This window comes from Allobosea sp. CRIB-10 (assembly GCF_900112185.1).
Taxonomy (GTDB): domain Bacteria; phylum Pseudomonadota; class Alphaproteobacteria; order Rhizobiales; family Beijerinckiaceae; genus Allobosea.
Window position 1 is genome coordinate 48,699 of record NZ_FOKP01000010.1, and the last position, 24,760, is coordinate 73,458.

General features: G+C 66.4%; 22 protein-coding genes and 1 tRNA gene. 6 read left to right on the forward strand and 17 right to left on the reverse strand.

The features are described from left to right. Nucleotides 1-62: 62 nt before the first annotated feature. Nucleotides 63-137, forward strand: a tRNA-Val gene (locus BMZ69_RS14330). Nucleotides 138-199: 62 nt separating this feature from the next. Here the strand turns inward: BMZ69_RS14330 and BMZ69_RS14335 are convergent. Further along, on the reverse strand, nucleotides 200-1,090 hold the full coding sequence (locus tag BMZ69_RS14335; protein WP_092157635.1) for a LysR family transcriptional regulator: 891 nt from the start codon (nucleotides 1,088-1,090) through the stop codon (nucleotides 200-202). A gap of 195 nt (nucleotides 1,091-1,285) precedes the next feature. On the opposite strand from BMZ69_RS14335, the gene bla reads away from it, so the two are divergent. Further along, nucleotides 1,286-2,155, forward strand: a complete 870-nt coding sequence (bla, locus tag BMZ69_RS14340; RefSeq protein WP_092157637.1) for a class A beta-lactamase — start codon at nucleotides 1,286-1,288, stop codon at nucleotides 2,153-2,155. A gap of 118 nt (nucleotides 2,156-2,273) precedes the next feature. After that, nucleotides 2,274-2,519: a hypothetical protein gene (locus BMZ69_RS14345; RefSeq protein WP_175506804.1), complete on the forward strand. Its 246-nt coding sequence runs from the start codon at nucleotides 2,274-2,276 to the stop codon at nucleotides 2,517-2,519. A gap of 3 nt (nucleotides 2,520-2,522) precedes the next feature. Here BMZ69_RS14345 and maiA read toward each other — a convergent pair whose 3' ends face one another. The 15 genes from maiA to BMZ69_RS14420 form a co-directional block, all read right to left on the reverse strand. Further along, nucleotides 2,523-3,155 carry a maleylacetoacetate isomerase gene (maiA, locus tag BMZ69_RS14350; RefSeq protein ID WP_092157639.1) on the reverse strand — a complete coding sequence of 211 codons (633 nt, stop codon included), beginning with the start codon at nucleotides 3,153-3,155 and terminating at the stop codon, nucleotides 2,523-2,525. A 112-nt stretch (nucleotides 3,156-3,267) separates the two neighbouring features. Beyond that, entirely contained in the window at nucleotides 3,268-3,819 is a 552-nt protein-coding gene (locus BMZ69_RS14355) for an acyloxyacyl hydrolase (protein WP_175506805.1), read from the reverse strand. Between the two features lie 153 nt (nucleotides 3,820-3,972). Next, complete coding sequence (locus BMZ69_RS14360) at nucleotides 3,973-4,161, reverse strand: twin transmembrane helix small protein (RefSeq protein WP_092157643.1); 189 nt, start codon at nucleotides 4,159-4,161, stop codon at nucleotides 3,973-3,975. A gap of 171 nt (nucleotides 4,162-4,332) precedes the next feature. Beyond that, a complete protein-coding gene (locus BMZ69_RS14365; protein ID WP_244543371.1) occupies nucleotides 4,333-5,202 on the reverse strand; it encodes an ABC transporter permease in 870 nt (289 codons plus the stop codon). After that, complete coding sequence (locus BMZ69_RS14370) at nucleotides 5,199-6,245, reverse strand: ABC transporter substrate-binding protein (RefSeq protein ID WP_092157647.1); 1,047 nt, start codon at nucleotides 6,243-6,245, stop codon at nucleotides 5,199-5,201. Before BMZ69_RS14370 ends, BMZ69_RS14365 begins: the two co-directional genes overlap by 4 nt. 34 nt (nucleotides 6,246-6,279) lie before the next feature. Further along, nucleotides 6,280-7,332, reverse strand: coding sequence for an ABC transporter ATP-binding protein (locus BMZ69_RS14375; RefSeq protein WP_092157649.1), 1,053 nt, complete (start codon nucleotides 7,330-7,332; stop codon nucleotides 6,280-6,282). Then, nucleotides 7,332-8,132: an ABC transporter permease gene (locus tag BMZ69_RS14380; RefSeq protein WP_244543372.1), complete on the reverse strand. Its 801-nt coding sequence runs from the start codon at nucleotides 8,130-8,132 to the stop codon at nucleotides 7,332-7,334. Before BMZ69_RS14380 ends, BMZ69_RS14375 begins: the two co-directional genes overlap by 1 nt. A 63-nt stretch (nucleotides 8,133-8,195) precedes the next feature. Next, nucleotides 8,196-9,431 (reverse strand): metal-dependent hydrolase family protein, encoded by a 1,236-nt coding sequence (locus BMZ69_RS14385; RefSeq protein ID WP_092157651.1) that lies wholly within the window; start codon nucleotides 9,429-9,431, stop codon nucleotides 8,196-8,198. Nucleotides 9,432-9,530: 99 nt separating this feature from the next. After that, nucleotides 9,531-10,811, reverse strand: coding sequence for a glycosyltransferase family protein (locus tag BMZ69_RS14390; RefSeq protein ID WP_092157653.1), 1,281 nt, complete (start codon nucleotides 10,809-10,811; stop codon nucleotides 9,531-9,533). A gap of 93 nt (nucleotides 10,812-10,904) precedes the next feature. Continuing rightward, nucleotides 10,905-11,705: a polysaccharide deacetylase family protein gene (locus BMZ69_RS14395; protein WP_092157655.1), complete on the reverse strand. Its 801-nt coding sequence runs from the start codon at nucleotides 11,703-11,705 to the stop codon at nucleotides 10,905-10,907. Then, on the reverse strand, nucleotides 11,702-12,841 hold the full coding sequence (locus BMZ69_RS14400; RefSeq protein WP_092157657.1) for a glycosyltransferase family 4 protein: 1,140 nt from the start codon (nucleotides 12,839-12,841) through the stop codon (nucleotides 11,702-11,704). Before BMZ69_RS14400 ends, BMZ69_RS14395 begins: the two co-directional genes overlap by 4 nt. A gap of 27 nt (nucleotides 12,842-12,868) precedes the next feature. After that, on the reverse strand, nucleotides 12,869-14,047 hold the full coding sequence (locus BMZ69_RS14405) for an ABC transporter permease (RefSeq protein WP_092157659.1): 1,179 nt from the start codon (nucleotides 14,045-14,047) through the stop codon (nucleotides 12,869-12,871). Further along, entirely contained in the window at nucleotides 14,044-15,042 is a 999-nt protein-coding gene (locus BMZ69_RS14410; RefSeq protein WP_092157878.1) for an ABC transporter permease, read from the reverse strand. The genes BMZ69_RS14405 and BMZ69_RS14410 overlap by 4 nt, the downstream gene beginning before the upstream one ends. A 4-nt stretch (nucleotides 15,043-15,046) precedes the next feature. Further along, nucleotides 15,047-16,960: an ABC transporter substrate-binding protein gene (locus tag BMZ69_RS14415; protein ID WP_092157661.1), complete on the reverse strand. Its 1,914-nt coding sequence runs from the start codon at nucleotides 16,958-16,960 to the stop codon at nucleotides 15,047-15,049. Beyond that, nucleotides 16,960-18,843 (reverse strand): ABC transporter ATP-binding protein, encoded by a 1,884-nt coding sequence (locus BMZ69_RS14420; protein ID WP_092157663.1) that lies wholly within the window; start codon nucleotides 18,841-18,843, stop codon nucleotides 16,960-16,962. The genes BMZ69_RS14415 and BMZ69_RS14420 overlap by 1 nt, the downstream gene beginning before the upstream one ends. A gap of 325 nt (nucleotides 18,844-19,168) precedes the next feature. Between BMZ69_RS14420 and BMZ69_RS14425 the strand changes: the two genes are divergently transcribed. From BMZ69_RS14425 to BMZ69_RS14435, 3 genes are read left to right on the forward strand one after another with little or no spacing between them, the layout of a single operon-like run. Next, nucleotides 19,169-21,907: an ABC transporter transmembrane domain-containing protein gene (locus tag BMZ69_RS14425; protein WP_139219055.1), complete on the forward strand. Its 2,739-nt coding sequence runs from the start codon at nucleotides 19,169-19,171 to the stop codon at nucleotides 21,905-21,907. Continuing rightward, nucleotides 21,904-22,353 (forward strand): cyclic nucleotide-binding domain-containing protein, encoded by a 450-nt coding sequence (locus BMZ69_RS14430; RefSeq protein ID WP_091838059.1) that lies wholly within the window; start codon nucleotides 21,904-21,906, stop codon nucleotides 22,351-22,353. The genes BMZ69_RS14425 and BMZ69_RS14430 overlap by 4 nt, the downstream gene beginning before the upstream one ends. 55 nt (nucleotides 22,354-22,408) lie before the next feature. Further along, nucleotides 22,409-24,127 (forward strand): adenylate/guanylate cyclase domain-containing protein, encoded by a 1,719-nt coding sequence (locus tag BMZ69_RS14435; protein ID WP_175506806.1) that lies wholly within the window; start codon nucleotides 22,409-22,411, stop codon nucleotides 24,125-24,127. A 3-nt stretch (nucleotides 24,128-24,130) separates the two neighbouring features. On the opposite strand, the gene BMZ69_RS14440 is transcribed toward BMZ69_RS14435, so the two are convergent. Further along, the gene (locus BMZ69_RS14440; protein WP_092157669.1) at nucleotides 24,131-24,742 is read right to left on the reverse strand and encodes a hypothetical protein; all 612 of its coding nucleotides are present in this window, start codon (nucleotides 24,740-24,742) and stop codon (nucleotides 24,131-24,133) included. Between the last annotated feature and the right edge of the window lie 18 nt (nucleotides 24,743-24,760).

Genomic DNA, 24,760 nt, shown 5'->3' on the forward strand with positions numbered 1-24,760 from the left:
CCTCCACCTCGCAGCGATGCCGCCCTCGGGCCGGTGTCGTTCCGGACGCCCTCGGGCGGAACGGGCGCGTAGCTCAGCGGGAGAGCACTACGTTGACATCGTAGGGGTCACAGGTTCGATCCCTGTCGCGCCCACCATTTTCCTCCTTGGATCGCAAGGACAAACGGCCGCCCTTCGGGCGGCCGTTTTGCTTCGGTGCTCAGTTCACGGGCGAGGCGATCTGCTTGCGGCTTTCGTCCACGAGCCAGTCGCGAAAGGCCTGCATGGCCGGCGTCAGCGAGCGCGATTGCAGCCAGGTCAGCCAGTAGCTGCCGAGCGATACCTCGACCGGGAACGGGCGTACCAGCCTGCCATCCTCGAAATAGCGCGAGAACAGCAGCGCCGGCACAAGCGCGACGCCTTCGCCGGCGGCCGCGACCTCGGCGAGGGCGATCGAGGTATCGAAGACCGGTCCGCGCGCCTGCAAGGGCTCGATCCCGGCTGCTTCGCTCCACAGCTTCCATTCGTCGGCACGATAGGAACGAAGAAGGATCTGATTCGAGAGATCGCTCGGCTGCTGCAGAGCGCTCGCCGTGCTGGGGGCACAGACCGGTGTCATCGGCGCCTCGAACAGGCGCAGCGCCGCGGTGCCATGCCAGGCGCCACCGCCGAAGCGCAGGGCATAGTCGAGCCCTTCGGCGGCGAGGTCGACGCGGTTGTTGTTGGTGGTCAGCCTGAGATCGATCTGTGGTTGGGCCTGGCGGAAGCCGGCGAGGCGCGGCAACAGCCAGCCGAGCGCGAACGTGCCGACGGCGCCGACATTCAGAACCTCGACCGGCCTCCCAGTCTCGAAGCGTTCGAGCAATCCGGCGATGCGGTCGAAGCTGTCGCGTAGCGTCGGCAGCAGGCTACGGCCCTCGTCCGTCAATGCCAGCCCGCGTGGTAGGCGACGGAAGAGCTCGACACCGAGCCGTTCCTCCAGCCCCTTCACCTGATGGCTGATCGCGGCCTGGGTGACGCAGAGCTCGATGGCCGCCTTGGTGAAGCTGAGATGGCGGGCCGAAGCCTCGAAGGCGCGCAGCGCGTTCAGGGGCAGGTGCGGGCGGAGCATGGAACGAGCCTTAGGAAATCTAATGGCTCTGAAGAAATATCATCGTTTGCGATTGGGCAAGCCAGCGGCGAGAAGGGTGTCCGCCGACAGGCCCGGCAGCAATGCCGTCGCAGGTTGCGCCGTCTTCACCAGAACCGTTCCCCCGATATCCTGCGCGGCATGCCGCTCGCGATCGCTTCCGCATGGAGAAAACCGATGATCCGACGCCGTGAGCTGCTGATCGGCTCCCTGATGACCGCGCCGATGTTCGGCAACGTGTCGGCCCTTGCCCAAGGCCGCGAGGAGGAGGTGCGCGCGGCGCTGTTTGCGCTCGATCGCAAGCATGGCGGACGCCTCGGCGTCGCTATCCTCGACAGTGGCAATGGCCGCATCGTCGCCCATCGCGGCGAAGAGCGCTTCGCGATGTGCAGCACGTTCAAATTCGTCGCTGCCGCCTTCGCGCTGGCGCGGGTCGACCGGGGCGAGGAGGAGCTGGAGCGGCGGGTCAGCTACAGCAAGGCCGATCTCATCACCTATTCGCCGGTGACCGAGAAGCATGTCGACAAGGGCCTGACCGTGGCCGAGATCTGCGATGCGGCGGTCACGCTCAGCGACAACACCGCCGGCAATCTCTTGCTGGACTCGTTCGGCGGCCCGAAGGGGCTGACCGAATATATGCGCTCGCTCGGCGACGAGGCTTCGCGCCTAGATCGACGCGAGCCGGAGCTGAACGAGGCCAGGACAGGCGATCCGCGCGATACGACGACGCCGGTCGCCATGGCGGGTGTGCTGCGCCAGACAGTGCTCGGCGCGGCGCTGTCGCCGGCATCCCGCCAGCAAGTGACCGCCTGGCTCGTCGCCAACAAGACCGGCGACAAGCGTCTGCGAGCCGGTGTGCCGAAGGGCTGGCGCATCGGCGACAAGACCGGAACCGGCAACAACAACGCGACCAACGATATCGGCGTGATCTGGCCGCCCGGCCGGGCGCCGCTGGTCGTCACCGCCTACTATACGGAGTCGCGTTCATCCTTCCCCGAGCGCGAAGCCGTGCTCGCGGAAGTCGGGCGGCTGGCCGCTTCGCTCTGAAGCGTAGCAAAAGCCTCCGAAACGCTAGCTGTTCATCGGTCGGCTTCGAAAGGTGACGTCAAAACGCTGCTTTCATGGCATGATGCTGGATATGTCTGCACGGCCTGGAGGATCGACGATGCGTGCAAGATGGCTCATCGCCTTGGGGCTGGCAGCTGCGCTCGGCGGCTGCATGACCGCTGCCGAGCAGCGCGCCTTCGACGAGCAGCGTTGCCGCTCCTATGGCTTCCGGGCAGGCACGGACGGCTTCGCCAACTGCCTGCTGGAGGTCGATCTCGACCGCTCGGCCTCGCGGCGGGCAAGGCTGGAGACCTCCGGCTTCTACGGACCGTATTGGGGGCCGTGGCCCTACCGGCGCTGGTGAGCTCTATTCGGCGTCGGCCTGGCGGTCGGGCACGGCATCGCGGAAGGCGGCGAGCTCCATCGCCGCAGCCTCGGCCTGCAGCAGGCGCGGGAACTTGGTGACATCGACCTTGAAGCGCCGGGCGTTGCCGAGTTGCGGCACCAGGCAGATGTCGGCGAGGCCGGGCTCCGAGCCGAAACAGAACGGGCCGGAATTCTTCGCTGCGAGCTGTTCGCAGGCCGATAGGCCATCAATATTGACGTCAGCAGCCCAGGCCAACGCCACCGCCCCGTCATGGCCGAGCTCGCGCAGCCGGTTCAGCACCTTGAGATTCTGCACCGGATGAGTATCGCAGGCGATCGCCTGGGCGAAGGCTCGGACCTTGGCCCGCGCGATCGGGTCTTTCGGCAGCAGCGCCGGCTGAGGATGGGTCTCGTCGAGCCATTCGATGATCGCGAGCGACTGGGTCAGCACCGTGCCGTCGTCGAGCGCCAGCGTCGGCACCAATCCTTGCGGGTTGAGCGCGAGATAGGCGGGATCGCGCTGGCCGCCATGGCGCAGATGATGCGAGACGTGCTCGACGTCGAGGCCCTTGAGATTGAGCGCGATGCGCACGCGCCAGGCGGCCGAACTGCGGAAATAGCCGTGCAGCTTCATTGTGCCGCCTCCGATGGGCCGGCTCGAAGCGACCGGCCGCTCTTTTCTCCTACGCAATTCCGGACGCAGAACCGCTACACACTAAAGCAATTCCATCTGCTGGAATTGCTTTTTAGAACGTATAGCCGAGGCGGGCGCCGAAATTCGAGGGGCCGCGCGGATTGCCGGCATTGGCGAGCGGATTGTCCGAGCAGCCGGTCGTGCTGAAGTGCTCCAGCGTTGCGATCAGGCTCCAGCGGTCGTTGAGGCGGAAGCCGAGGGCGGCGGCGCCGCGCGCACCGGTGTTGCAGCCGACGTTCAGGCGGTTCTCGGGGATGACGGCGCCGGTCTTGCCGTTGTTGAGGGCGGCGCCCAGGCTCGCCTCGAGGAAGACCGATTGCGAGACATCGAAGGTCCAGGTCGCCCCGGCATAGGCGTATTGCGTGCCGTTGACGTTGAGGCTGGAGCCGAGATGGAAACGCGGCACGAAGGCGTTGGCGAAGCGGTCGTTCAGCGTGGCGATGCGCGGCGTCAGGAGTTCGCCGCCGACATTGAGCAGGCCGCTCTCGCGCCCGCCGGGATTGGCGGCGCCGAGGCCGAAGCGTGCCTCCCAGGCCGGGGCGGGGGCTTCCGTCGCGGGAGCATAGCCGAGCGCGCGTGTCCCACCGCGGTCGGTCTGCGCCAAGGCAGGCGCAGACAGGACCGTGAATGCAACGAACAGCGACGCGACGCGAACCATGGCGGGTGAGCTGGCTTTCGGCGGAGGTTTAAAGATTAGAAAGGCGCAGAGAGTGGTGGCCGCAATGTGACGATATCGCCCTTGCCCACCGCGTAACGATCAGCCAGCGCGCCACCAGAGCACGCCGAGGATCACCAGAATCGCGACGAATTGCAGCACCACGCGCAGCCGCATCAGCTTCTGCGAGGTGTTGGCGCTGCCGCCGCGCAGCATGTTGACGAGGCCAAGCAGCAGCACGACGGCGACGGCGCCGACGGCGATCGGAACGAGGGCTGAGGAGACGGTCATCGCCGTGCTTTAATCCTCGCGGGGCCGGTTGACCAGCTTGGCCGTGGCGGCGAAGCGCCACAGCCGTGGAGAGGCTCGTCATTGCGAGGAGCGCAGCGACGAAGAAATCCAGGAGGATGTGGAGCGCTGCGGCCCCTGGATTGCTTCGCTTTCGCTCGCAATGAGGATGGTCTAGCGATAGCGCCGCTGCACGATCAGGTTGGCGGCTATGGTGAGCAGCAGCGTCGCCGTCATCAGGATGAAGGAGATGGCGCCGCCGAAGGGCCAGTTGTTCTGCTGGGCGAACTGGCCGTAGACCAGCGGGCCCATGGTCTGGAATTTCGGACCGCCGAGCAGGACCGGCGTTGCATAGGCGTTCATCGCCAGGATGAAGGTCAGGATCGTGCCGGCGAGGATGCCGGGCATGGCGAGCGGCCAGAGCACGCGGCGGAACATGGCTACCGGCCCCGCGCCGAGGCTGAAGGCGGCTTCTTCGACATTGCGGTTGATGCCCTCGATCACGCTCTGCAGCGTCAGCACCATGAAGGGCAGGTTGACTGCGATGATGCCGATGATCACGGCGGTTTCGGTGAACATGATCTCGAGCGGCTGGTCGATCAGCCCCAAGCCCATCAGCGAGGCGTTGAGCGCGCCTTTGCTGCCGAAGGCGGTCATCCAGCCGGCGGCGCGCACGGCGTTGCCGACGAAGAGCGGCAGCACCACCAGCATGATCAGGAGGTTCTTGAAGCGGCTCTGCGTGCGCGCCAGCACATAGGCGAGCGGGAAGCCCATGATCAGGCAGACGACGGTGCAGGCCACGGCGACGCGGATCGTGCGCCAGAGCACGTTGAGGTAGAAGGAGTCGGTGAAGAACTTGACGTAGTTCTCGATCGTCAGCCCGTCGACCATGAACTGGCCGGGGATGAACTGGTTGAGTGAATAGCGGAACAGGATCGCGATCGGGCCGATCAGCCCGATCGCGACAAAAAGCGTCGCCGGGACGACGAGCATCCCGGCAAGGCTGGTGCGGGCACCGGCGACTGGTTCGGGCGCTGCGCTCACCCCTTGAACACCTTGTCCCACCATTCCTTCATCGCGGAGTCGTTCTTCGCGAGGAAGGCGTAATCGAGATCCTTGATGCGCTTCTCTTCCTCGGGCGTGAAGCCGATGCGCTTTTGCAGATCGGGCGCGACGGAGAGGCCGGAGACCGTGCCGTTATAGCCCATGTCGACCGCAAAGGCCTCCTGCGGCTCCTTGGCGAGCATGGCGTTCATATAGGCGTAGGCGTTCTCCTTGTTCGGCGCGTTCTTGGCGATGACGAAGCCGGAGACATAGGCCGGAATGCCCTCGACCGGCGACACCGCCTCGCAGGGAATGCCGGCGTTCTGCCATTGCACCACGCGCGCCTTCCAGATCGCGCTGATGCCGACCTCCTCGTTCTTCATCGCCTGGGCGAAGGCCTCGTTGGTCGGATAGACGCGCGCGCCGGCCTTCTTGACCGCGAGCAGGATCTCTTTGGCCTTCTCGATGTCGTTCATGCTGGCGCCGTTGGTCGCGGCCATCGAGGCGGCGATCATGATCGCCTGGTACTGGATGTCGATGAAGCCGATCTTGTTGCCCCATTTCGGATCGAGCCAGTCCTTGAAGCCCGTCGGGGCCGGGCTGATCAGCTTGGGATTGTAGATGACGACGTTGCCGGAATAGATGTGCCCGATGCCGTACGGATACTTCATCGTCGGCAAGAGGTTCTTGGCGTTCGGAATCTTCGAGTAGTCGAGCGGCTCGGTGACCCCCGCCTCGTTCATCTCGAACATGTTTGCGGCCGAGAAGCCCTGGATGTCGACGGTGCCGCGCGGCAGGCGGCGTTCGGCGACCATCTTGGCCCGGCGTGGTGCGTCGCCGGCCTGGTCCTGCACAACTTCGAGGCCCTTGGGCTTTAGCAGCGGATCCTCGATGTTCTTGGTCAGCAGGCGGGCATAGTCGCCGCCCCAGGTCCCGACCACGACCCTGCCGCCGGATTGCGCCTGCGCGCGGCCGCCAAGGGCCGGGAGCAGGGCGGCCGCGCCGGCAGCCTTCATAAGGTCGCGTCTGTCGATCTTTTTCATGTCCGTTCCCCTGTTGGACGCCGATCGAGCGGTTTCAAGGCTCGCGCGGATAGACGAGCCCGGCGTCTTCGGCCCAGCCTATCGTGATCATGTCGCCCGGCCTCGGCTCGGCCGCGCCCTGGCGATTGGGCACCTGCAGCAGGATCCGGTCCTGCTCGGTCAGCCGGACATCTATATCGAGCAGCGCGCCGAGATAGGAGACGTGCTCGACCCGGGCCGGGAAACGGTTGGCGCAAGCCTCGGCCTCAGTGCCGATGGCGAGGCGCTCGGGCCGGAGCGCCAATGTCGCCGGGCCGGCAGTCGCCGCCTTGCAGGCGATGTCGAGGCCACCTTCGCTGCGGAAGCGCCCGCCTGTCGCTTCGCCTTCGAGGAAGGCGCTGCGGCCGATGAAGCCGGCGACAAATCGGTCGGCCGGCTTTTCGTAGAGCTCGCGCTGGGTGCCGATCTGGCGGACCTTGCCCTTCTCCATCACCACCAGCCGGTCGGCCATGGTCAGGGCCTCCTCCTGGTCGTGCGTGACCATGATCGTGGTCAGGCCGAGCTTGCGCTGCAGGTCGCGGATCTCGACGCGGACCTCCTGGCGGAGCTTGGCGTCGAGATTGGAGAGCGGCTCGTCGAGCAGCAGCACGTCCGGTTCCGTGGCCAGCGCCCGGGCGAGCGCGACGCGCTGCTGCTGGCCGCCGGAAAGCTGGCGCGGATAGCGCTCGTCCAGACCGGTCAGGCGCACGAGCCGCAAGGCCTCGGTGACACGGGGGCCACGGTCGGCCGGTGCGATCTTGCGCATCTCCAGGCCGAAGGCGACGTTCTCGGCGACGGTCATGTGGGGGAAGAGGGCATAGGACTGGAAGACCAGCCCGCAATTGCGTTTCCAGGGCGGCAGGCCCGTGACGTCACGCTCGCCGATGGTGATCCTGCCCGCGGTCGGCTGGATAAATCCGGCGACCATGCGCAAGGTCGTGGTCTTGCCGCAGCCGGAGGGACCGAGCAAGACGAGGAACTCGCCCTCGGTGATGTCGATGCTGCAATCGTCGACGGCGGTGAACTCGCCATAGACCTTGCGCAGATGCTCGATGGATAGGCGCGCCATCAGACCACCCGGCTCAATTTGACGTAACGGTCGGTGACGATCATCGCCGCTCCGATCAGGACGATCTGGATGACCGAGGCGGCGGCGACCGTCGGATCGATCTTCCATTCGAGATATTGCAGGATCGCGATCGGCAGCGTCGTACGGCCGGGTCCGACCAGGAACAGGCTCATCTCGAGATTGCCGAAGGAGGTGACGAAACCGAACAGCGAGCCGGCGACAAGGCCCGGCCTGATGCTCGGCAAGGTGACGCGGCGAAAGGTCGTCCAGGGGCCGGCGCCGAGATTCTGCGCGGCTTCCTCGATGGTGCGGTCGAAGCCGGCGAGGCTCGCGGTGACCAGCTTCACCACCCAGGGGATGACGACGAGGCTATGGGCGGCGACGAGGCCGCCGAGCGAGCCCAGCACGGGCAGGCCGGTGGCGATCTCGGTCTCGATCTGGAAAACATAGAGCGAGGTGCCGAGCACGATGCCGGGCATCACCAGCGGCAGCAGCAGCAGCGTGTTGATGGCGGGGCCGAGCGCGATGCGATGGCGCATCAGGGCTAGGCTGGCGGGTACGCCGAGCACGAGCCCGATCAGGGTCGCGAGCACGCCGACCTGCAGGCTGAGGACGAAGCCGTCAACGAAGGGCTTGTTGTTCGCCGCCGCCTGGAACCATTTCAGCGAATAGCCTTCCGGTGGGAAGGAGGGGATCTCCTGGCGGAAGAAGGCGAGCCAGACGACGAAGAACAGCGGCATCAGGATGAAGCCGAGCGAGAGCGTGGCGGCGCCATTCAGCGCGAGACGTCCCAGGCTCAAGCGTGCGGCGCTCAAATTGCGGCCCTCTTCATCGCCATGTCCTCGCTCTCGAAATGTTCGCTCTCAATGCAGCGTATTCTTGTGGAACGCGCCACCCTTCATGATCACCGGCAGCTTCGCGCCCTGGTCCTGGAACAGCTCCAGGCTCTTCAGCGGATCGCCGTCGACCAGGATGATATCCGCATGGGCCCCTGCACGCAGCGTGCCGAGCTTGCCTTCCATGCGCAGCAATTGCGCGCCGATCGTCGTGGCCGAGCGGATGATCTCGATCGGCGACAGCACTTCGCGGCGCAGCAGGAACTCGCGCGACTGGTCGATCTGGAGCTGGCCGAGCAGGTCCGAGCCATAGGCGACCGGAACGCCGGCGCGCTTGCAGATCTCGAGAGATTTCAGGCCGCCATCGATGACGAGGTCGTTCTTGGCGAGCATCTCGGCGTTCATGCCGAACTCGGCGGCGCGCTCGCGCATCGCATAATAGGCGACGAGGTTGGCGGTCAGGAACATGTTGTTCTCAGCCATCAGTTTGGCCGAGGCCTCGTCGATCAGGTTGCCGTGCTCGATTGCGCGCACGCCGCATTGCGCGGCGCGGGTGATGGCCTCGGGCGTATAGGCATGGGCGCAGACATAGCGGCCGAAGGCTTTTGCCTCGGTGACGGCCGCCGTCACCTCCTCTACCGTGAACTGCATGGAGTCGAGCGGATCGTAAGGCGAGGCGACGCCGCCTGACATCATGATCTTGATGTGGTCGGCGCCGAGCCGCATCTGCTCGCGCGTCGACTTGATCACGGAGGAGACGCCATCGGAGACGTTCATCGTATAGGCCATGGCGTTGCAGCAATGGCAGCGTGCGCCGAAATCGGTGCGCCGGCGCGGGTCGCTATGGCCGCCGGTCGGGCCGATCGCAGCGCCGGCAATGAACAGGCGCGGGCCGGGGACATCGCCCTTCTCGACCGCTTCCTTGATGCCCCAGTCGGCGCCGCCGGTGTCGCGCACCGAGGTGAAGCCGCGGTCGATCATGCCCTTCATCAGGCGGGCGGCGCGGGCGGTGGCCAGCGTCAGCGGCACCTTTTCCAGCAGCGGAATCGAGACTTCCGACAGCATGACGTGGACATGGCTGTCGATCAGCCCAGGCATCAAGGTGCGCCCGCCGCAATCGATCACATCGGCCTTGTCTGCCTTGATCGGCTTGTCGGAGACCTCGCGGATCAGCTCGCCTTCGACCAGCAGTTCGTGGCCCTTGCGCAGCTCGCCATGATCGGGCTCCAGCATCGCGAAATTGCGGAACAGGACCTGCGTCATGGCGATGTCTCCCGGCAAAGCTCCTGATATATTACGAGCTTCGCCGGCCCTGTCCATCGCGTCTCGCGCGCAATGATGCGGCGGAGTCGCCTTTTCTGATCAGCCGGCGGCGGCGTTCTGCGCCAGCGCGCGGCCGCGAACCGGCAGCGAGAGGTCGTCGGCAAGGGCGCGGTTGATCGCCGGCAGCCCGTCGAGCAGATCGGGCAGGAAGGCCTGCGAGGGCGGCAGGCGCTTGGGCAGCGCGTGCAGCGCCTTGGCCATCTGCAGCGGATCGCGCGTGCTGGCGCCGGTCTGGGTCGGGTCGAACAGCACGTCGATCAGGCGCAGGCTGTCGGCGCGCTCGGCCCGGATCGCCTGCTCCAGCCGCGGGCGAACGCGCGGCACGATCAGCGCCGGCTTGTCGAAGGAGAGGATCTCGCAGAAGGTATTGTAGCCGCCCATGGCGACGACACAGTGGGCGCGGTTCATCAGCAATTCCAGGCGCGGCTCGAAGCCGATGCTCTCCAGCTTGGGCAGCTTGGCGATGCGGTCGGTGAACTCCTTGCGCTTCTCGCGCGACAGGAACGGGCCAAAGACGATCAGCGACGGCAATTCGATGGTCGGATCGGCCTCATAGGCCGAGATCACCCAGTCGATCACGCCCGCGCCATCGCCGCCGCCACCGGGCGTCACCAGGATGAACGGCCCCTTGGTGATACGCGGATGCCGGTTCGGCGGCATCGGCGAGGGGACGGCCCGCTTGAGATAGCCGGTATAGCTGATCTTGCTCGCAAAGAGATGCTGGTTCGGCAAACCGTCGAGCGGCCGGTAGATGCTCTCCAGCCCATAGACCCAGATGTCGTCATAGGTGTTGGCAAGCACGTCGAGGGCGCCGCTCTGGCGCCATTCCTCGTGCAGCTTGGTCGGCTCGTCGAGCACGTCGCGCACGCCGAGCACGATGCGGGCGCCGCGCCGGCGCAGGATTTCGAGCGCGGGGATGAGCTCGCCGCGCAGGCCGATCGGCTCCTTGTCGACGATGACGATGTCCGGGTCGAAGGAGAGCACCGTCTGCTTGATCAGATCGGTGCGCAGCCGGATCGTGTCGGCGAGCTCGAGATTGAGATGGTGCGGCAAATAGCGGCCGTCGCTCTGCTTCTCGATGCCGGGAATGCGGACATAGTCGACGCCGTCGCCGAACTGGAAGCTCGAGATCATCGACGAGCCGGAGACGATGATCACTGATATATGAGGGTAGCTCGCGACCAGCGAATTGGCGATCGCCCGGCAGCGGCGGATATGGCCGAGACCGAAGGTGTCGTGACTGTAGATCAGGACACGCGGTGCATGCGGACTGCATGGCGGGCGGCGCGCGCCGCTATCGTCGATCAGACTGAGCCCCATGCGTCCGTCGCGTCCTCTGCTTGAAGGTCAGATGGCCTCCGGGGGACGCAAGAACGCACCCGAACTGGCCAAAACCATAGCGCCGGCGGCGCGTCAATCCAAGCCCGTCGCCGCGTGCACCTTGGTTGCCTGATTGCACACCAAGGTATGAGGGTTGGCGAATGCGACGGCTGCATGACCGGCTAACCGGGTCAGCAGGATCGTGAGGGCATCCCACGCCGTGCTGTCATGATCGTGATGGTGCAGCAGCAGACCGAAGGACTGTACCGGCTCGGGATCGGCGCGCCGGGCGGCAAGCAACCGGACCATTTCGGCCAGGAGCTCGCTGTGCTGCCGGCCGACGCGGCCGTGATGCCAGTCGATCAGGTCAAGATCGGTGTTGACGAGGCGGGGGCCGCCGGCAGGACCGAGGGCGAACTTGCGGAAGCAGGACAGACCGGTGAAGCCGAGCCTCGGTAGTTCCGCGGCGATATCCGGATGAATGCGGTTCCAGGGCGGCACGAAGACCGGCAGGAGGCGGCTGCCGAACAGCTTGCTCAGGCGCTCTCGGCCGGTGGCGACCTCGGCAAGGATGTCCGGCAGCGGCCGGTGCAGTCCGAACTCGCTCTTCTTCTCGCCAGGCGGGGCGTGGTTGCGATGCCAGACGCCGTGCTGGCAAGGCAGTAACAGTGGTGCGGTTTCGAGCCGTCTCGCCAGCACCTCCTGCGCCAGCATCGGGATCGACGCCAGCAGCACGGGGATCGTGAAGCGCTCGGCGAGGCCTACGAGTCGATCGAGCTGGCCGCTCGGCACGATCGCGTCGTCGTCGCGCAGCCAGAGATCGAGCCGCCTGCCGGCTACGGCCCAGCGATCGAGCTCGGTGAGCAGGGCAGACCAGGCAGCCTCTTCAGTCACGGCGCGCCCCTCACGGTCGTGCTGCTATGCCGCGCGCTGGCGGCAGCCAGCGCAGCGGCGAGGATCGCTCGGGCGCTGTCGCCATTGCGCTCTCGCCGCGCGAAGCCCTGTGCTGCCGCCCCCATGCGAGCGCGCAAGGCCGGATCGCCGATCAATCGCGCGATCGTTGCCGCCAGGCCGGCTTCGTCGCCATGGGGAGCGAGCAGGGCGCTGCGGTCCTGCGCCACCACGGCGGGGACGCCGCCGCTGTCGAGCGCGGCGACGGGGAGACCCGCGGCCTGCGCTTCGAGATAGACCACGCCATAGGCTTCGTTCAGCCCGGGCCAGACGAAGAGGTCGTGCGTCGCGAGCTGGGCGAGGATGTCGGCACGGGTCTGCTTACCCAGGAAACGGACGCGGCCGGGCGGGAAGCCGGCAAAGGCGGCCTCGATGGCCGGGCGCTCGGGACCGTCGCCGATCAGGGTCAGCGTCCAGGGCAGGTCGGCGATGCGGGCGAGCGTCCGGGCCAGGAAGAGGTAGCAGGCGGCTTTGTTGCCCTGGCGCATCATCGCGACAGCGATCAGCTGAACCGGCTCGTTCCCGTCGCGAGGCGCGGCGGAGTGCTCGGAGATCTCCTCGACACCGAGCAGGAAGGGCGGCAGGTCGATCAGGCGGTCCGCCTCCGGGATGAGCCGGCTCAAGCCCTCGCGGTCGCGAGCCGTCATGCACAGGTGCAGATCGGCGCGCAGGATGGCGGCGCGGGCGAGAGCCGCCGCCTCACTCCAGGGGCCAGTGAAGCGCTTCTGTGCATCGCTGGCCTCGGCAAGGAGATAGGGCAGGTCGAAGTGCTCGACCAAGGCAGGGCCGATCAGGTCCGGAGCGCGATAGTGACAGTGATAGGTGAAGAACAGGTCGGGCCGGGCCTGCGGCGTCTGCCAGCGCTCCGTCAGCGCGGCGATCACGCCCCGCGCCGCATCCTTGAGGGCAGCCAGGAGCGCCGGGTCGGGCTCGCGCATGAAGCTGCGCTCGGCCGGGATGATCTCGACGGCGTGGCCGAGCTCTTCCAGCAGCGTCACCAACTGGTGCGCCATCAATCGGTCGCCGGAGGGCACGCCGTCGCCGTAGCGATTCAGCGGCGTATGGAAAGCGATTTTCACGATGGTCTTGGGGTGAACGGGTCAGCGTCAGCGATAGGGATCGGCCGCGTCGCGCAGCCCGTCGCCGAGGAAGTTGAAGGCGAGGATGATGACGATCACCGGGATGCAGGGATAGAGCAGCCAGGGATAGAGCGCGACGACATTGATGTTCTGCGCCTCGTTCAGCATCACGCCCCAGCTGGTGATCGGCGGACGCAGGCCGAGGCCGAGGAAGGAGAGCGCGGTCTCGCCCAGAATGGTTTTTGGGATGGTGATCGTCGCGGCGGCAATGAGATGGCTCATGAAGCCGGGCACAAGGTGGAGGCCGATGATTCGGGCCGGCTTGGCCCCCATCAACTGGGCGGCGACGACGTAGTCCTCCTCGCGCAGCGCCAGCAGCTTGGAGCGCACTGCGCGGGCGAGTCCGGTCCAGTCCATCAAGCCGAGGATCACGGTGATGCCGAAATAGACCAGCAACGGGCTCCAGGACGGTGGCAGGATCGAGCTCAGCGCCAGCCAGAGCGGGATATGCGGCAAGGACTGCACGATCTCGATGACACGCTGGACGACGAGGTCGACCCGGCCGCCATAGTAGCCGGCGATGCCGCCGATGATGACGCCGAGCACGAAGGAGACGCTCACGCCGAGCAGGCCGATGGTCAGCGAGATCCGCCCGCCATAGAGGATGCGCGAGAGCATGTCGCGCCCGAGCCGGTCGGTGCCGAGCAGATAGAGCGTGCCGCCCTCGGGCGGGCAGATCAAATGGAGATTGCCGGGGATCAGGCCCCAGAACTCGTAATTGTCGGCGCGGCAGAAGAAGCGGATCTGCTGCGGCTTGCTGGTGTCGACGTCGTATTCGCGCTTCAGGTTCTCCATGTTGAGGCGCTGGACATAAGGGTAGACGAACGGCCCGATGAAGCTTCCCTCATGGAAGAGATGCACCTCCTGGCGCGGGGCGCGGATGAAATCGGTGTTACGCGTCGTGTAGTGATAGGGCGCCAGGAACTCGCAGAAGGCGGCCGAGGCGTACATCAGCAGGATGACGATGCCGGAGATCACCGCGAGCTTGTGCTTGCGGAACTTCCACCACATCAGCTTCCACTGCGGGGCGAGATAGACGCGCTCCTGCTCGGGCGACATCTTCTCGACCGCATAGGGTTCGAAGGGCGCGGTCGACCAGCGATGCGGCAGCGGCTCGGAGGGAGGCGGGGCGGAAGGCGTCGTCACTTGGTCGCCGTCCCCTGCAGGCGGATGCGTGGATCGAGGATGGCGAGCGCGATGTCGGAGATCAGCACGCCGATCACGGTCAGGAAGGAGAGGAACATCAGGAAGGAGCCGGCGAGATACATGTCCTGGCTCTGCAGCGCCCGGATCAGCAGCGGACCGGTGGTCTGCAGCGAGAGCACGATCGCGACGATCTCGGCACCGGAGACGATCGAGGGCAGGATGTCGCCGATGTCGGAGATGAAGAAGTTGAGCGACATGCGCAGGGGATATTTGCGCAGCGCCTTGCCCGGCGGCAGGCCCTTGGCACGGGCGGTGACGTAGTACTGCTTCTGGAGCTCGTCGAGCAGATTGGCGCGCAATGAGCGGATCATGCCGGCGGTGCCGCCGGCGCCGATGATGATCACGGGGATCCAGAGGTGCTCCAGCACCGATTTGAACTTGGCCCAGCTCATCGGCTGGTTGAGATATTGCGGGTCGACGAGCCCGCCGATCGAGGTGCCGAACCAGACATTGGCGAAATAGAGGAAGACCAGCGCCAGCAGGAAATGCGGCACGGCGAGGCCGATCAGGCCGATGAAGGAGAGGCCGTAATCGCCCCAGCTATACTGGTGCGTCGCCGAATAGATGCCGATCGGAAAGGCGACGATCCAGGTGAAGATGATGGTGAAGAACGACACCACCATGGTCAGCAATAGCCGGTCGCCGACGATGTCGCGCACCGGCAGCTGATACTCGAAGGAATAGCCCATGTCGCCGCGCAGCAGGCCGGTGACCCACCAGAAATAGCGCTCGACCGGCGGTTTGTCGAAGCCGTACTCCTTCTTCAGGAATTCGACCCGGCTCATGTCGGCCTTCTCGCCCTGCGCCTGCATCTCGGCGACCAGGGTCTCGAAATAGTCGCCTTCGGGCAGGTTGATAACGGTGAATATCAGGACGCTGGTGACGAACAGCGTCGGGATCATCACCAGGATGCGCTTGAGGATGTACTTCAGCAGCACGCTACTTCCCCTCGAACCAGAAGGTGTCGGGCATGTAGCGGCCGAAGAAGGCGCCGGGCTCGAAACTGTAAAGCCCTTTGTCGGGCACGTTCTTCAACCGAGTGGAAACGACGACGGGTTGCAGCGTCGCGTTGACGACGCCGATGGTGAACAGCTGCTCGGCGTTGATCTTCAGCATCCGCTGCCAGATCTCCCGGCGCTCCTGATGCGTGGTCGAATGCCGCCAGGCCCGGTAGAGCGCGACGAGCTCCTTCGCCTCGGCAATGTCGGGGGCCTCGCCCTCGCGGCCGCCGCTCTCGAAATACTGGCCCCAGCGCGGCCAGTTGAACTGGCTCGGCGAGGTCGGCGCCAAAGCGTCGGGCTCCATCTCGGCGGCGACCAGCGCATTGTCCATGCCGGTCCAGCCGGACATGATCGTCTGGCCGGCGAGGATGCGGCGGCGGAAGACGTCGAGCTGGCTCGAGCGCGGGTGGATCTTGATGCCGATCGCGATGAAATCCTGCTTGATCAGGTCGAGGATGTCGGTCTCCTCGGTCGAGGCGCCGGCAGTCTCGATGGTGAATTCGAGGCGCCGTCCATCCGGAAACAGGCGGATCTTCTCGCCGTCGCGCTTGGAGAGACCGATCTCGTCGAGCAGGCGGTTGGCCTCGGCCAGGTCCGGCGTCATGTTGAGCTTCGCCAGCGTCTCGTCATAGAGCGGGCTTTCTGGCAGCGCGGTGTTGCCGCTCTCCTTGGCGAGCCCGAAGAAGATGACGCGGTTGATGTCGCGGCGATTGATCGCCAGCGAGAGCGCGCGGCGATAGCGCAGATCGCGGTTGAGGTCGCGCCAGACCGGATCGATCGCGTTGAGATTGGGCATCAGCGCAAACGAGGCGCCCTCGGCCCGCTTCCACAGCTTGACCTCGAAGTTCATCCGCTTCGCGGCGCTCTTGAGGAAGGTGTAGTCCTCGAAGCGCAGATAGCGGGCCTGCAGATCGGTGTCGCCGGCAGCGGTCTTGGCCGGGATCAGGGACGAGCTGCCGATGGTCAGCGTGACCTCGTCGACATAGGGCAACTGCCGGCCATTCTCGTCGACCCGATGGAAATAGGGATTGCGAACGAAGGTGAAGCGCTCGGCGGGAATGCTGGTCGTGTTGCGCCAGGGGTCGAGCGTCGGCAGGTCGGGATTCTCCGGCCGGTACTGGCGCGAGAAGCGCTCGTGCAGCGAGCCCCAATCCTTGACGCGGGCCGTCTTGACCTTCTGCTTGAGCTCCTCCTTGCCGGCATAGCGCTGGTGGAACTGCTTCAAGTAGTGCGCCGGCATGGCGATGTAGAGCGGCTGGGCGCCGGCGAGCGCGGGCAGGAAGACCGGATTCGGCTGCGACCAGGAATAGCGGATCGTCTGCGGATCGAGAATCTCGAAGCTGGGTTTCTCGCCGCTGATCACCATGGCCTGCGGTGGCCCGCCCGGCGAAAGACGCTTGTTGTTGGCGACGTCCTCCCACCAGTAACGGAAGTCCTCGGCGGTGAGGGGATGTCCGTCCGACCAGCGATGGCCGGGGCGCAGGCGCAAGGTGAAGATGCGGCCCTGCTCGGCCTCGTAGCTCTCCAGCACATCCGGCGCCAGCTCGAGCTTGTCGTCATAGACGACGAGGCGGGTGTAGCCGTAGATCGTCATCATGCGGATGTCGCGCTGGTCGCCCATCAGCATGCGCATGGTGCCGCCATGCCGGCCGGGCGCGCGACCCATCGCCGCCACCTCGATCAAACGCGGCGATGTCGGCAGGCGCTCGGCAAGAGCAGGCAGTTTGCCCGCCGCGACCTGATCGGCGAGCGCAGGGCTGTCGATCAGCGTCTCGACGCCGGCGAGACCGAAGCGCGGCGCGAGGAGGGCCGCACCGGTTCCGAGGAGAAAACTCCTGCGTGCGATCCGCATCAGGCGAACTCCCTGACATCGGCGCCTGGCTTGGCGAGGACGAGATGGCCGGCGCCGAGGTCGAGATGGGTGAGCGCCTCGCCCTCAGGATCGGGCTTGAAGCCGGCCGGCCAGTGCCGCGTGTCGGAGGCGCCGCCAGGCGCGGCCAGCTTGAAGTCGAGCTTGCGGTCGAGATCGGCGAAGGGCACCGATTTCAGGAGCGCCTTGGTGTAGGGATGGACCGGCGCGGTGAACAGGGTGTGGCGCGGCGCGAGCTCGACGATGCGCCCGTTCGCCATCACCGCGATACGGTCGGCCATATAGTTCACCACCGCGAGATTGTGGGAGATGAACAGGAAGGTCAGGCCGCGCTCGGCCTGTAGGTCCTTGAGCAGATTGAGGATCTGCGCCTGGACCGAGACGTCCAGCGCCGAGACCGGCTCGTCGCAGATGATCAGCTCCGGATCGAGCGCGAGCGCCCGGGCGATGCCGATGCGCTGGCGCTGGCCACCGGAGAAGGAATGCGGATAGCGTGAGAGGAAGCGCTGATCGAGCCCGACATCGTCCATCAGCGCCTTGACCCGGGCCTTCTGCTCGGCGCCGTCGCCGCGTTCATGGATGATGAGCGGCTCACGCAGGATGTTCATCACGGTCATGCGCGGCGAGAGGGAAGAGACCGGGTCCTGGAAGATCATCTGCAGCTTCGGGCGGAAACGGCGCAACTCCTCGCCCTGCAACGAGAGGATGTCGGTGCAGTCCTTGCCGTCGTCGAAGCGGAGCTCGCCGGAATCGGGCGTCAACGCCCGCATGATCACCTTGCTGAGCGTGGTCTTGCCGCAGCCGCTCTCGCCGACCAGGCCGAGGCATTCGCCACGCTCGATGTCGAAGCTGACATCGTTGACGGCGGTGACGGTCGAGGTGGTGCCCTTGCCGAAGAAGCGGCTCGAATGGGTCGTGTAGGTCTTGGTGACATGCCGCACGGAGAGCAGCGGCGCCTGCTGCGCGGCGCCGGGCTGGACCGGTGCCGATTTGGGCGCTGCGGGTGCCCGCGGGCGCGCCTCGCGCAAAGCGACCAGCCGCTCGCCCTCCTGCATGTCGAAATGCGGCGAGGCCTGGAGCAGGGCCTTGAGATAGGGATGCTGCGGGCGGCGGAAGATGTCCTCGGCCGGTCCGCTCTCCATGATCTCGCCATGGTAGATCACCACGACCTCGTCGGCCATGTTGGCGACGACGCCGAGATCATGGGTGATCAGCAGGATCGCCATGCCCATCTCGGCCTGGAGATCGCGCATCAGGTCGAGCACCTGGGCCTGGATGGTGACGTCGAGCGCCGTCGTCGGCTCGTCGGCGATCAATAGCGCCGGCTGGCAGATCAGCGCCATGGCGAGCATGGCGCGCTGGCGCAGGCCGCCCGAGAGCTCGAAAGGATAGAAATCGTAGGCGCGGACCGGGTCCTTGAAGCCGACCCGCTTCAGCATCGCCTCGATCAGGGCGCGCGCCTCCGGCTTCGGCATCGGCCGGTGCAGCAGCAGCGCCTCCTCGATCTGGTTGCCGATCGTGTGGACCGGCGAGAGCGAGGACATCGGCTCCTGGAAGATCATGCCGATCCGGCCGCCGCGCAGATCGCGGATCTCCTTGCCCTCGGCCGGCAGTGTGGCGATGTCGATCACGGCGTCGGGCGTCTGCGGATCGCGGAACAGGATGCTGCCGCCGGTGATGGCGCCGGCGCGCGGCAACAGGCCCATGATCGCCTGCGAGATCACCGATTTGCCCGAGCCGGACTCGCCGACGAGCGCAACGGTCTTGCCGGCCGGAATGCGGAAATCGACCCCCTTCACGACATCGCGAGCGAAGCCGTGAATGGTGAAGCCGATCCGCAGGTCGTTGATCTCGAGAATGTTCATCTGCGGCTGACGCCGTCGTCCCCTGATGTTCGCGTTGCCGGACCAACGATCGACGCCGTCATCCGGATCCCTTTGCCACCGAACGTTTCGCCTTTCGCCGTCACGCGGCGCTTTCGTCCGTCCGTCCCTCCCTCCGTCCTTGTCCTGTCTCGATGACGACCTTGTAACATGGCGGGCGCTCCCGACGCGCCGCCTCACCCGACCGAACTTGAAATTACCGGACTTGTCGAGTCCCGCAGCTTGTTGCGCCCTGTCGTGAACTGCCCACATATGGGGGCGAACCGGCACAGTGTCCGCGCGTCCGGATGCGGGATGGGAAAGCCCCTTGGAGAGAAGCCTCTTCCGTTACGTCTGGCAGAAGAGCCGCCGGGAGCAGATCATTGTTCTGCTGGTGATCCTCGCCTCGATCCCGTTCAACTGGCTGTCCTTCGACGTGCCCAAGCGCATCGTCAACGATGCGATCCAGGGTGGCGCCTTCAAGGACGGCAAGACGACGGCGACGGTGTTCGACTGGACGCTGCATTGGCCGGAGTTTCTCGGCGGCGGCAGCGTCCAGCTCTTCGAGGGCTTCAAGGTCAGTCAGGTCGGCCTGCTCCTGACGCTGAGCTTCTACTTCCTTGCCCTCGTCCTGATCAACGGCGGCTTCAAATACGTCGTCAACCTGCAGAAGGGCGTGCTGGGCGAGCGCATGCTCCGGCGCATGCGCTACGATCTGTTCGGCCAGCTGATGCGCTTCCGGCCTGAGGAAATCCGCTCGGTCAAGCCGGCCGAGGTGGCGAGCATGATCAAGGACGAGGTCGAGCCGATCGGCAGCTTCGTCGGCGACGCCTTCATCCAGCCGGCGTTCCTGCTCAGCCAAGCCCTGACCGCGCTCGCCTTCATCATGATGCAGAGCGTCTGGCTCGGCTCGATCGCGCTGGTCATCGTGCTGATGCAGGCGGTGATCATCCCGATCCTGCGCAAGGAGCAGCTCAGGCTCGGCCGCGAGCGCCAGATCGCCTCGCGCCAGCTCGCGGGCCGGATCGGCGAGATCGTCGATGCCGGGCCCACCATCCAGGGCAACGGCGCGACCTCCTATATCCAGTCGGACATCGCCGGGCGGCTGGGAGCGCTGTTCGACATCCGCTATGCGCTCTACAAGCGCAAATTCGCCGTCAAGTTCCTGAACAACCTGATGGCGCAGATCACGCCGTTCTTCTTCTACGCGATCGGCGGCTTCTTCGCCCTGCAGGGCCGGCTCGACATCGGCCAGCTGGTCGCGGTCATCGCGGCCTATCGCGACCTGCCGCCGCCGATCAAGGAGCTGATCGACTGGGAGCAGCAGCGCAACGACGTCACCATCAAATACGAACAGGTGATCCAGCAGTTCAGCCCGACCGACGTGGTCCTGCTGGAGGAGAAGGGCGAGATCGTGCCGCTGCCTCCGCGCGGCGAGATCCGGCTCGACAAGGTCGAGATGGTCGACAATCGCGGCCAGCCACTGCTGTCACCGCTGAGCCTGACGCTGCGCCGGCCGGGCGAGGTCGCGCTGATCGGGCCGGCCGGCGGCGGCCGGGACACGCTCGGCCGCATCCTCGGCCGGCAGACGATGAGCTATAGCGGCCGCATCCTGATCGATGGCGAGCCGCTTGCAGCGATCAGCGTCGAGCGCGCCAGCCATCTGATCGGCTATGCCGGTCCGGAGATCGAGATCATCAACGGCTCGCTGCGCGACAACATCTTGCTGCCGCTGAAGCGCAGACGGCCGGTGGTCAAGCCGGATCGGAGCGTCGACCAGGAGGAGCATCGCCGCTTCATCGAGGCGCTGCGGGCTGGAAACTCTCCGCTTCCGTTCACCGCGGACTGGACCGACTACGAGGGCGTCGGGCTCGAGGGCGAGGAGGGGCTGGAGGAGCGCCTGCTCGCCGTGCTCGACACGCTCGGCTGCGCCGACGAAGTCTATGAGCTCGGCCTCGACGCCAAGGTGATCGCGCCCCTGCCCGAGGGAGCAGCCGAGCGCATTATCGAGGCACGCAAAGTGGTCGCCGCCGAATTGACCAAGACCAAGCTCGGCGGCCTGATCGAGACCTTCGATCTCGACCGCTACAACGCCAATGCGACGATCGCCGAGAACCTGGTCTTCGGCGCCATGCGCAATGGCCGCCAGCCGGCCGATTTCCTGCTCGAGGACGCCTATGCCCGCTCGGTGCTGCAGGCCGAGGCGCTGGATGAGCCGCTGGCCGAGATCGGCGGGCGCATTGCCTCGACCCTGGTCGAGATCTTCGCCGGCCTGCCCCAGGGCCATGTCCTGTTCGAGCGCTACGCCTTCGGCGGCGAGGTCGATCTCGAGAAGCTCGGCGAGCTCGCCGAGGCGCTGCGGCGGCATGATCGGCGCAGCCCGCTCGATCCCACCGTGCAGCGCGAGCTGGTCGCGCTGGCGCTCGGCTATGTCGAGCCCAAGCATAGGCTGAACCTGCTCGACATCGCGCTGCGGCGGCGGGTGCTGCGCGCCCGGCACAGCTTCAAGACCTATCTGCCGGGCGAGAAGGCCGACGAGATCGAGTTCTACGATCCCGCCGACGTGATCCACGGCGCGAGCGTGCGCGACAACCTGCTGTTCGGACGTATCGGCTTCGGCGTGCCCGATGCCGGGCGCAAGGTGGCGGAGATCGCAAGGGCGGCGCTCTCGCGCGCCGGTCTCGATTCGTCCGCCTACCGTCTCGGGCTGGGCACCGATGTCGGTCTGCGCGGGCGCTATCTGCCGTTGCGGCTGCGGCTGATGGTGCCGCTGGCGCAGGCGCTGATCAAGCGGCCCGACATTCTGGTGCTCGACCTCGACGCCTTCGCCGTGACCTGCCCCGATCCAGGCAGCCTGATCCGCCGGATCGGCAGCTATTGCCAGGACAGAACGACCTTCCTGCTCTTGACCGACCAGGGGTTGGCTGCCGATATCCCTGAGCAGATCCTATTCAATGGAACCGTGGCCCGGGTGAGCAGCAGGAACGGAACCGTCGACGAGGTGGATGAGCTGCAGGACGGGCTGCCGAGCCTCAACGGCGCTGTTCCGATCGAGGCAAGGACATGACGCTCGAGAGCGATATAGGCTGCCTGAAGTCGATCCCCCTGTTCCGCGGGCTGCCGGGGCCGCGGCTGAAGCTGCTCGCCTTGATGGGCGAGCGGCTGCATTTCCCGGCCGGCACCGTCATCACCGAAGAGGGCGACAAGCCGGAGGAGGTCTATTGCGTGCTGGAAGGCGAGGTCGAGCTGTCGCATGAGGCGCCGGAAGGACCGTCAAAGACCTTCCGGCTCGCGAGCGGCAGCCTGATCGGCGACGTGCCGCTGCTCTGCAACCAGACCTATGCGGCGCGGTCCACCGCCAAGACCGACGTGGTGGCGCTGCGCCTGCCGCGGACATTGTTCTTCGAACTGCTCGACAACATCCCGGAGTTCTCGGTCGCCCTGTCGCGCGACCTCGCCGGCCGGCTCTACCGGCTGGCGGACTCCGTCCTGCATGGCGAGAAGACACATTGAAGCGCCGGGGGCGCCGATGACGGCGGTTCCGAGCGCGCCAGCGGGAGGCAGGCCTGTGAGTTCCGGCTTCGACCAGATGTCGTCCTGGAGCCGCGACGTGCGCTTCGTCTCGGGCTGCATCCTGATGGTCTTCGCGACCACGCATTTCCTCAACCACGCGCTCGGCATCTTCGGCGTCGCGACGATGGAGGCTGTGCAGGACTGGCGCTACTGGTTCTGGCATAGCTGGATCGGCACGGTCGCGCTCTACGGCTCGCTGATCGTTCATCCGGTCTTCGCCCTGCTGCGCGTGGCGCAGCGGCGCACCTTCCGGATGCCGGCGCGCGAAGTCGTCCAGATCGTGCTCGGCGTCGCGATTCCCGTCCTCCTGATCGACCATATCGTCGGCACCCGGGTGCAGGGCTCACTGTTCGGTCAGGACGAGAGCTATCACGCGGTTCTGCGGCGGCTCTGGCCCGGCCTTGCCCTGTCGCAGAGCCTGCTGCTGCTGCTGGTCTGGACTCATGGCGTCATCGGCCTGCATTTCACCTTCCGGGCGCGCGAGACCTATGCGCGCTGGCGCGATCCGTTCCTGCTGGTCGCGATCCTGATCCCGCTGCTCGCCATCATCGGTTTTTCGGTGGCGGGGCGCGAGGCGCAGATGATGGCGCTGCCGCCCGAGCTCTACACCGCCCAGCAGGTCGACATGTTCAACCTGAACGTGACCTGGGCCAAGCGCGCCTTCTTCGGCCTGATCGGCGGCTTCGCCGGCTTCGTCGTGCTGCGCGAGCTTCGGGCACGCGCGCTCGGCGCGATCGCGGTGCGCTTCGTCGGCCATGGCGTGCGCCGGGTCATTCCGGGCCCGACCCTGCTCGAGATCTTCCGGCGCTTCGGCATTCCCCATGCGGCGCTCTGCGGCGGACGGGCGCGCTGCGCCACCTGCCGCGTGCTGGTGCTCGACGGCGCCGACGACCTGCCGCCACCCGGCCCGAACGAGGCGCGGCTGCTGCGCCGGATCTCGGCCGGCGACCATGTCCGGCTTGCCTGCCAGATCAGGCCGAAGCGCGACCTGCAGGTCCAGATCCTGCTCGCCGCCAAACAGCGCGGCGCCGGCCCGAGCGGCGCCATCGACCCCGACGACCGGATCGGCAAGAAAGGGCTGACGGTGATGGTCGCTGACCTCAGGGCCTTCACCGCGCTCTCCGAGCGGCAATTGCCGCATGAGCTGATGAACCTGCTCAACCGCTTCTACGACGAGATGTCCCAGGCGATCGCGGCGCATGGCGGGCGGATCGAGGCGATCTATGGCGACGGGCTGATGGCGGTGTTCGGGCTGGAGACGACGCCGGCGCGGGCTGGCGCGGCGGCGATCGCGGCGGGCGGCGACATGGTGCGCGCCGTCGAGGCGCTCAACCGCGAATACACCAACGCCCTGCCACTGCCGCTGCGCATCGGCATCGGCATCCATGGCGGCCAGGCGATCGTAGGCGCGGTCGAGAACGAGAGCATGGGGCGGCGCGAGATCACCGTCGGCGAGACGGTGATGATCGCGAGCCAGCTCGAGGCGGCGACGCGGCGGCTCTTGTCCGACATCGTCGTCTCCGCCGAGACGGTGAGCGCGACCGGCCGCAGCTATCGCGACACCGTTCCGCACAAGATCGCGGTCAAAGGCCGCGACAAGCCGATGCAGGTCTACGGCTTCGGCAGCACGCCGGCTGGCGATCCGCGAGCTGACGAGGCGCGTGACGATGGCCGCGGCGCGCCGACGGCGGTCGTCGAAGAAAAGCCGGTCTGAGCGTCAGAACGCGCCGAAGGCGAGGAAGCGCCTGCGCTGATAGCCGGCCTGAACCAGCGCAGCATCGTTGATGGTCAAGTCGAGGTCGATCGCCGGCCGATCCTGGCGCTCTGCCAACAGGGCCGGCACCTGGCCGCGCACGCGCTCGAGGCTGTGCGCATGTTCCAGGATCAGCACGTCGGCGGCACGCACGAGTGCCAGCAGCCTTGCGTCGATCGCCTCGCCGTCGCCGAACGGTTTGAGCGACAAGCCGAGCAGCACCAGGCCGAACGGCGATTGCGGCGCTTCGAGGTCGAGCTGCTGGAGCTTGGCCTGGACATGGCGCACCCGGCACGGCGCGCCGTTCAAGCTCTCCTCGGCGAAGGGGACGATCTTCGGATCGATGACGGTGACGGAGACAGGCCGATGCGTGATGTAGCCGGTGATCGGCAGTCCGGCGCCGCCGATCTCGATGATGTGATCGCAGCGCCGCAAGAGATGAGCGGCCAGAACCTGGCGCAACGCCGCGGCCGGGGAGGCCAGATGCGGCAGCAGAACGTCGGGCTCGGCTGCACTGGCCTTTGCCGATGACAGTGCATATGGTCCGCCGCGTTCCGCCTGATCCCCGGTTTTCATCCTTCAGCCTTTGTCCGC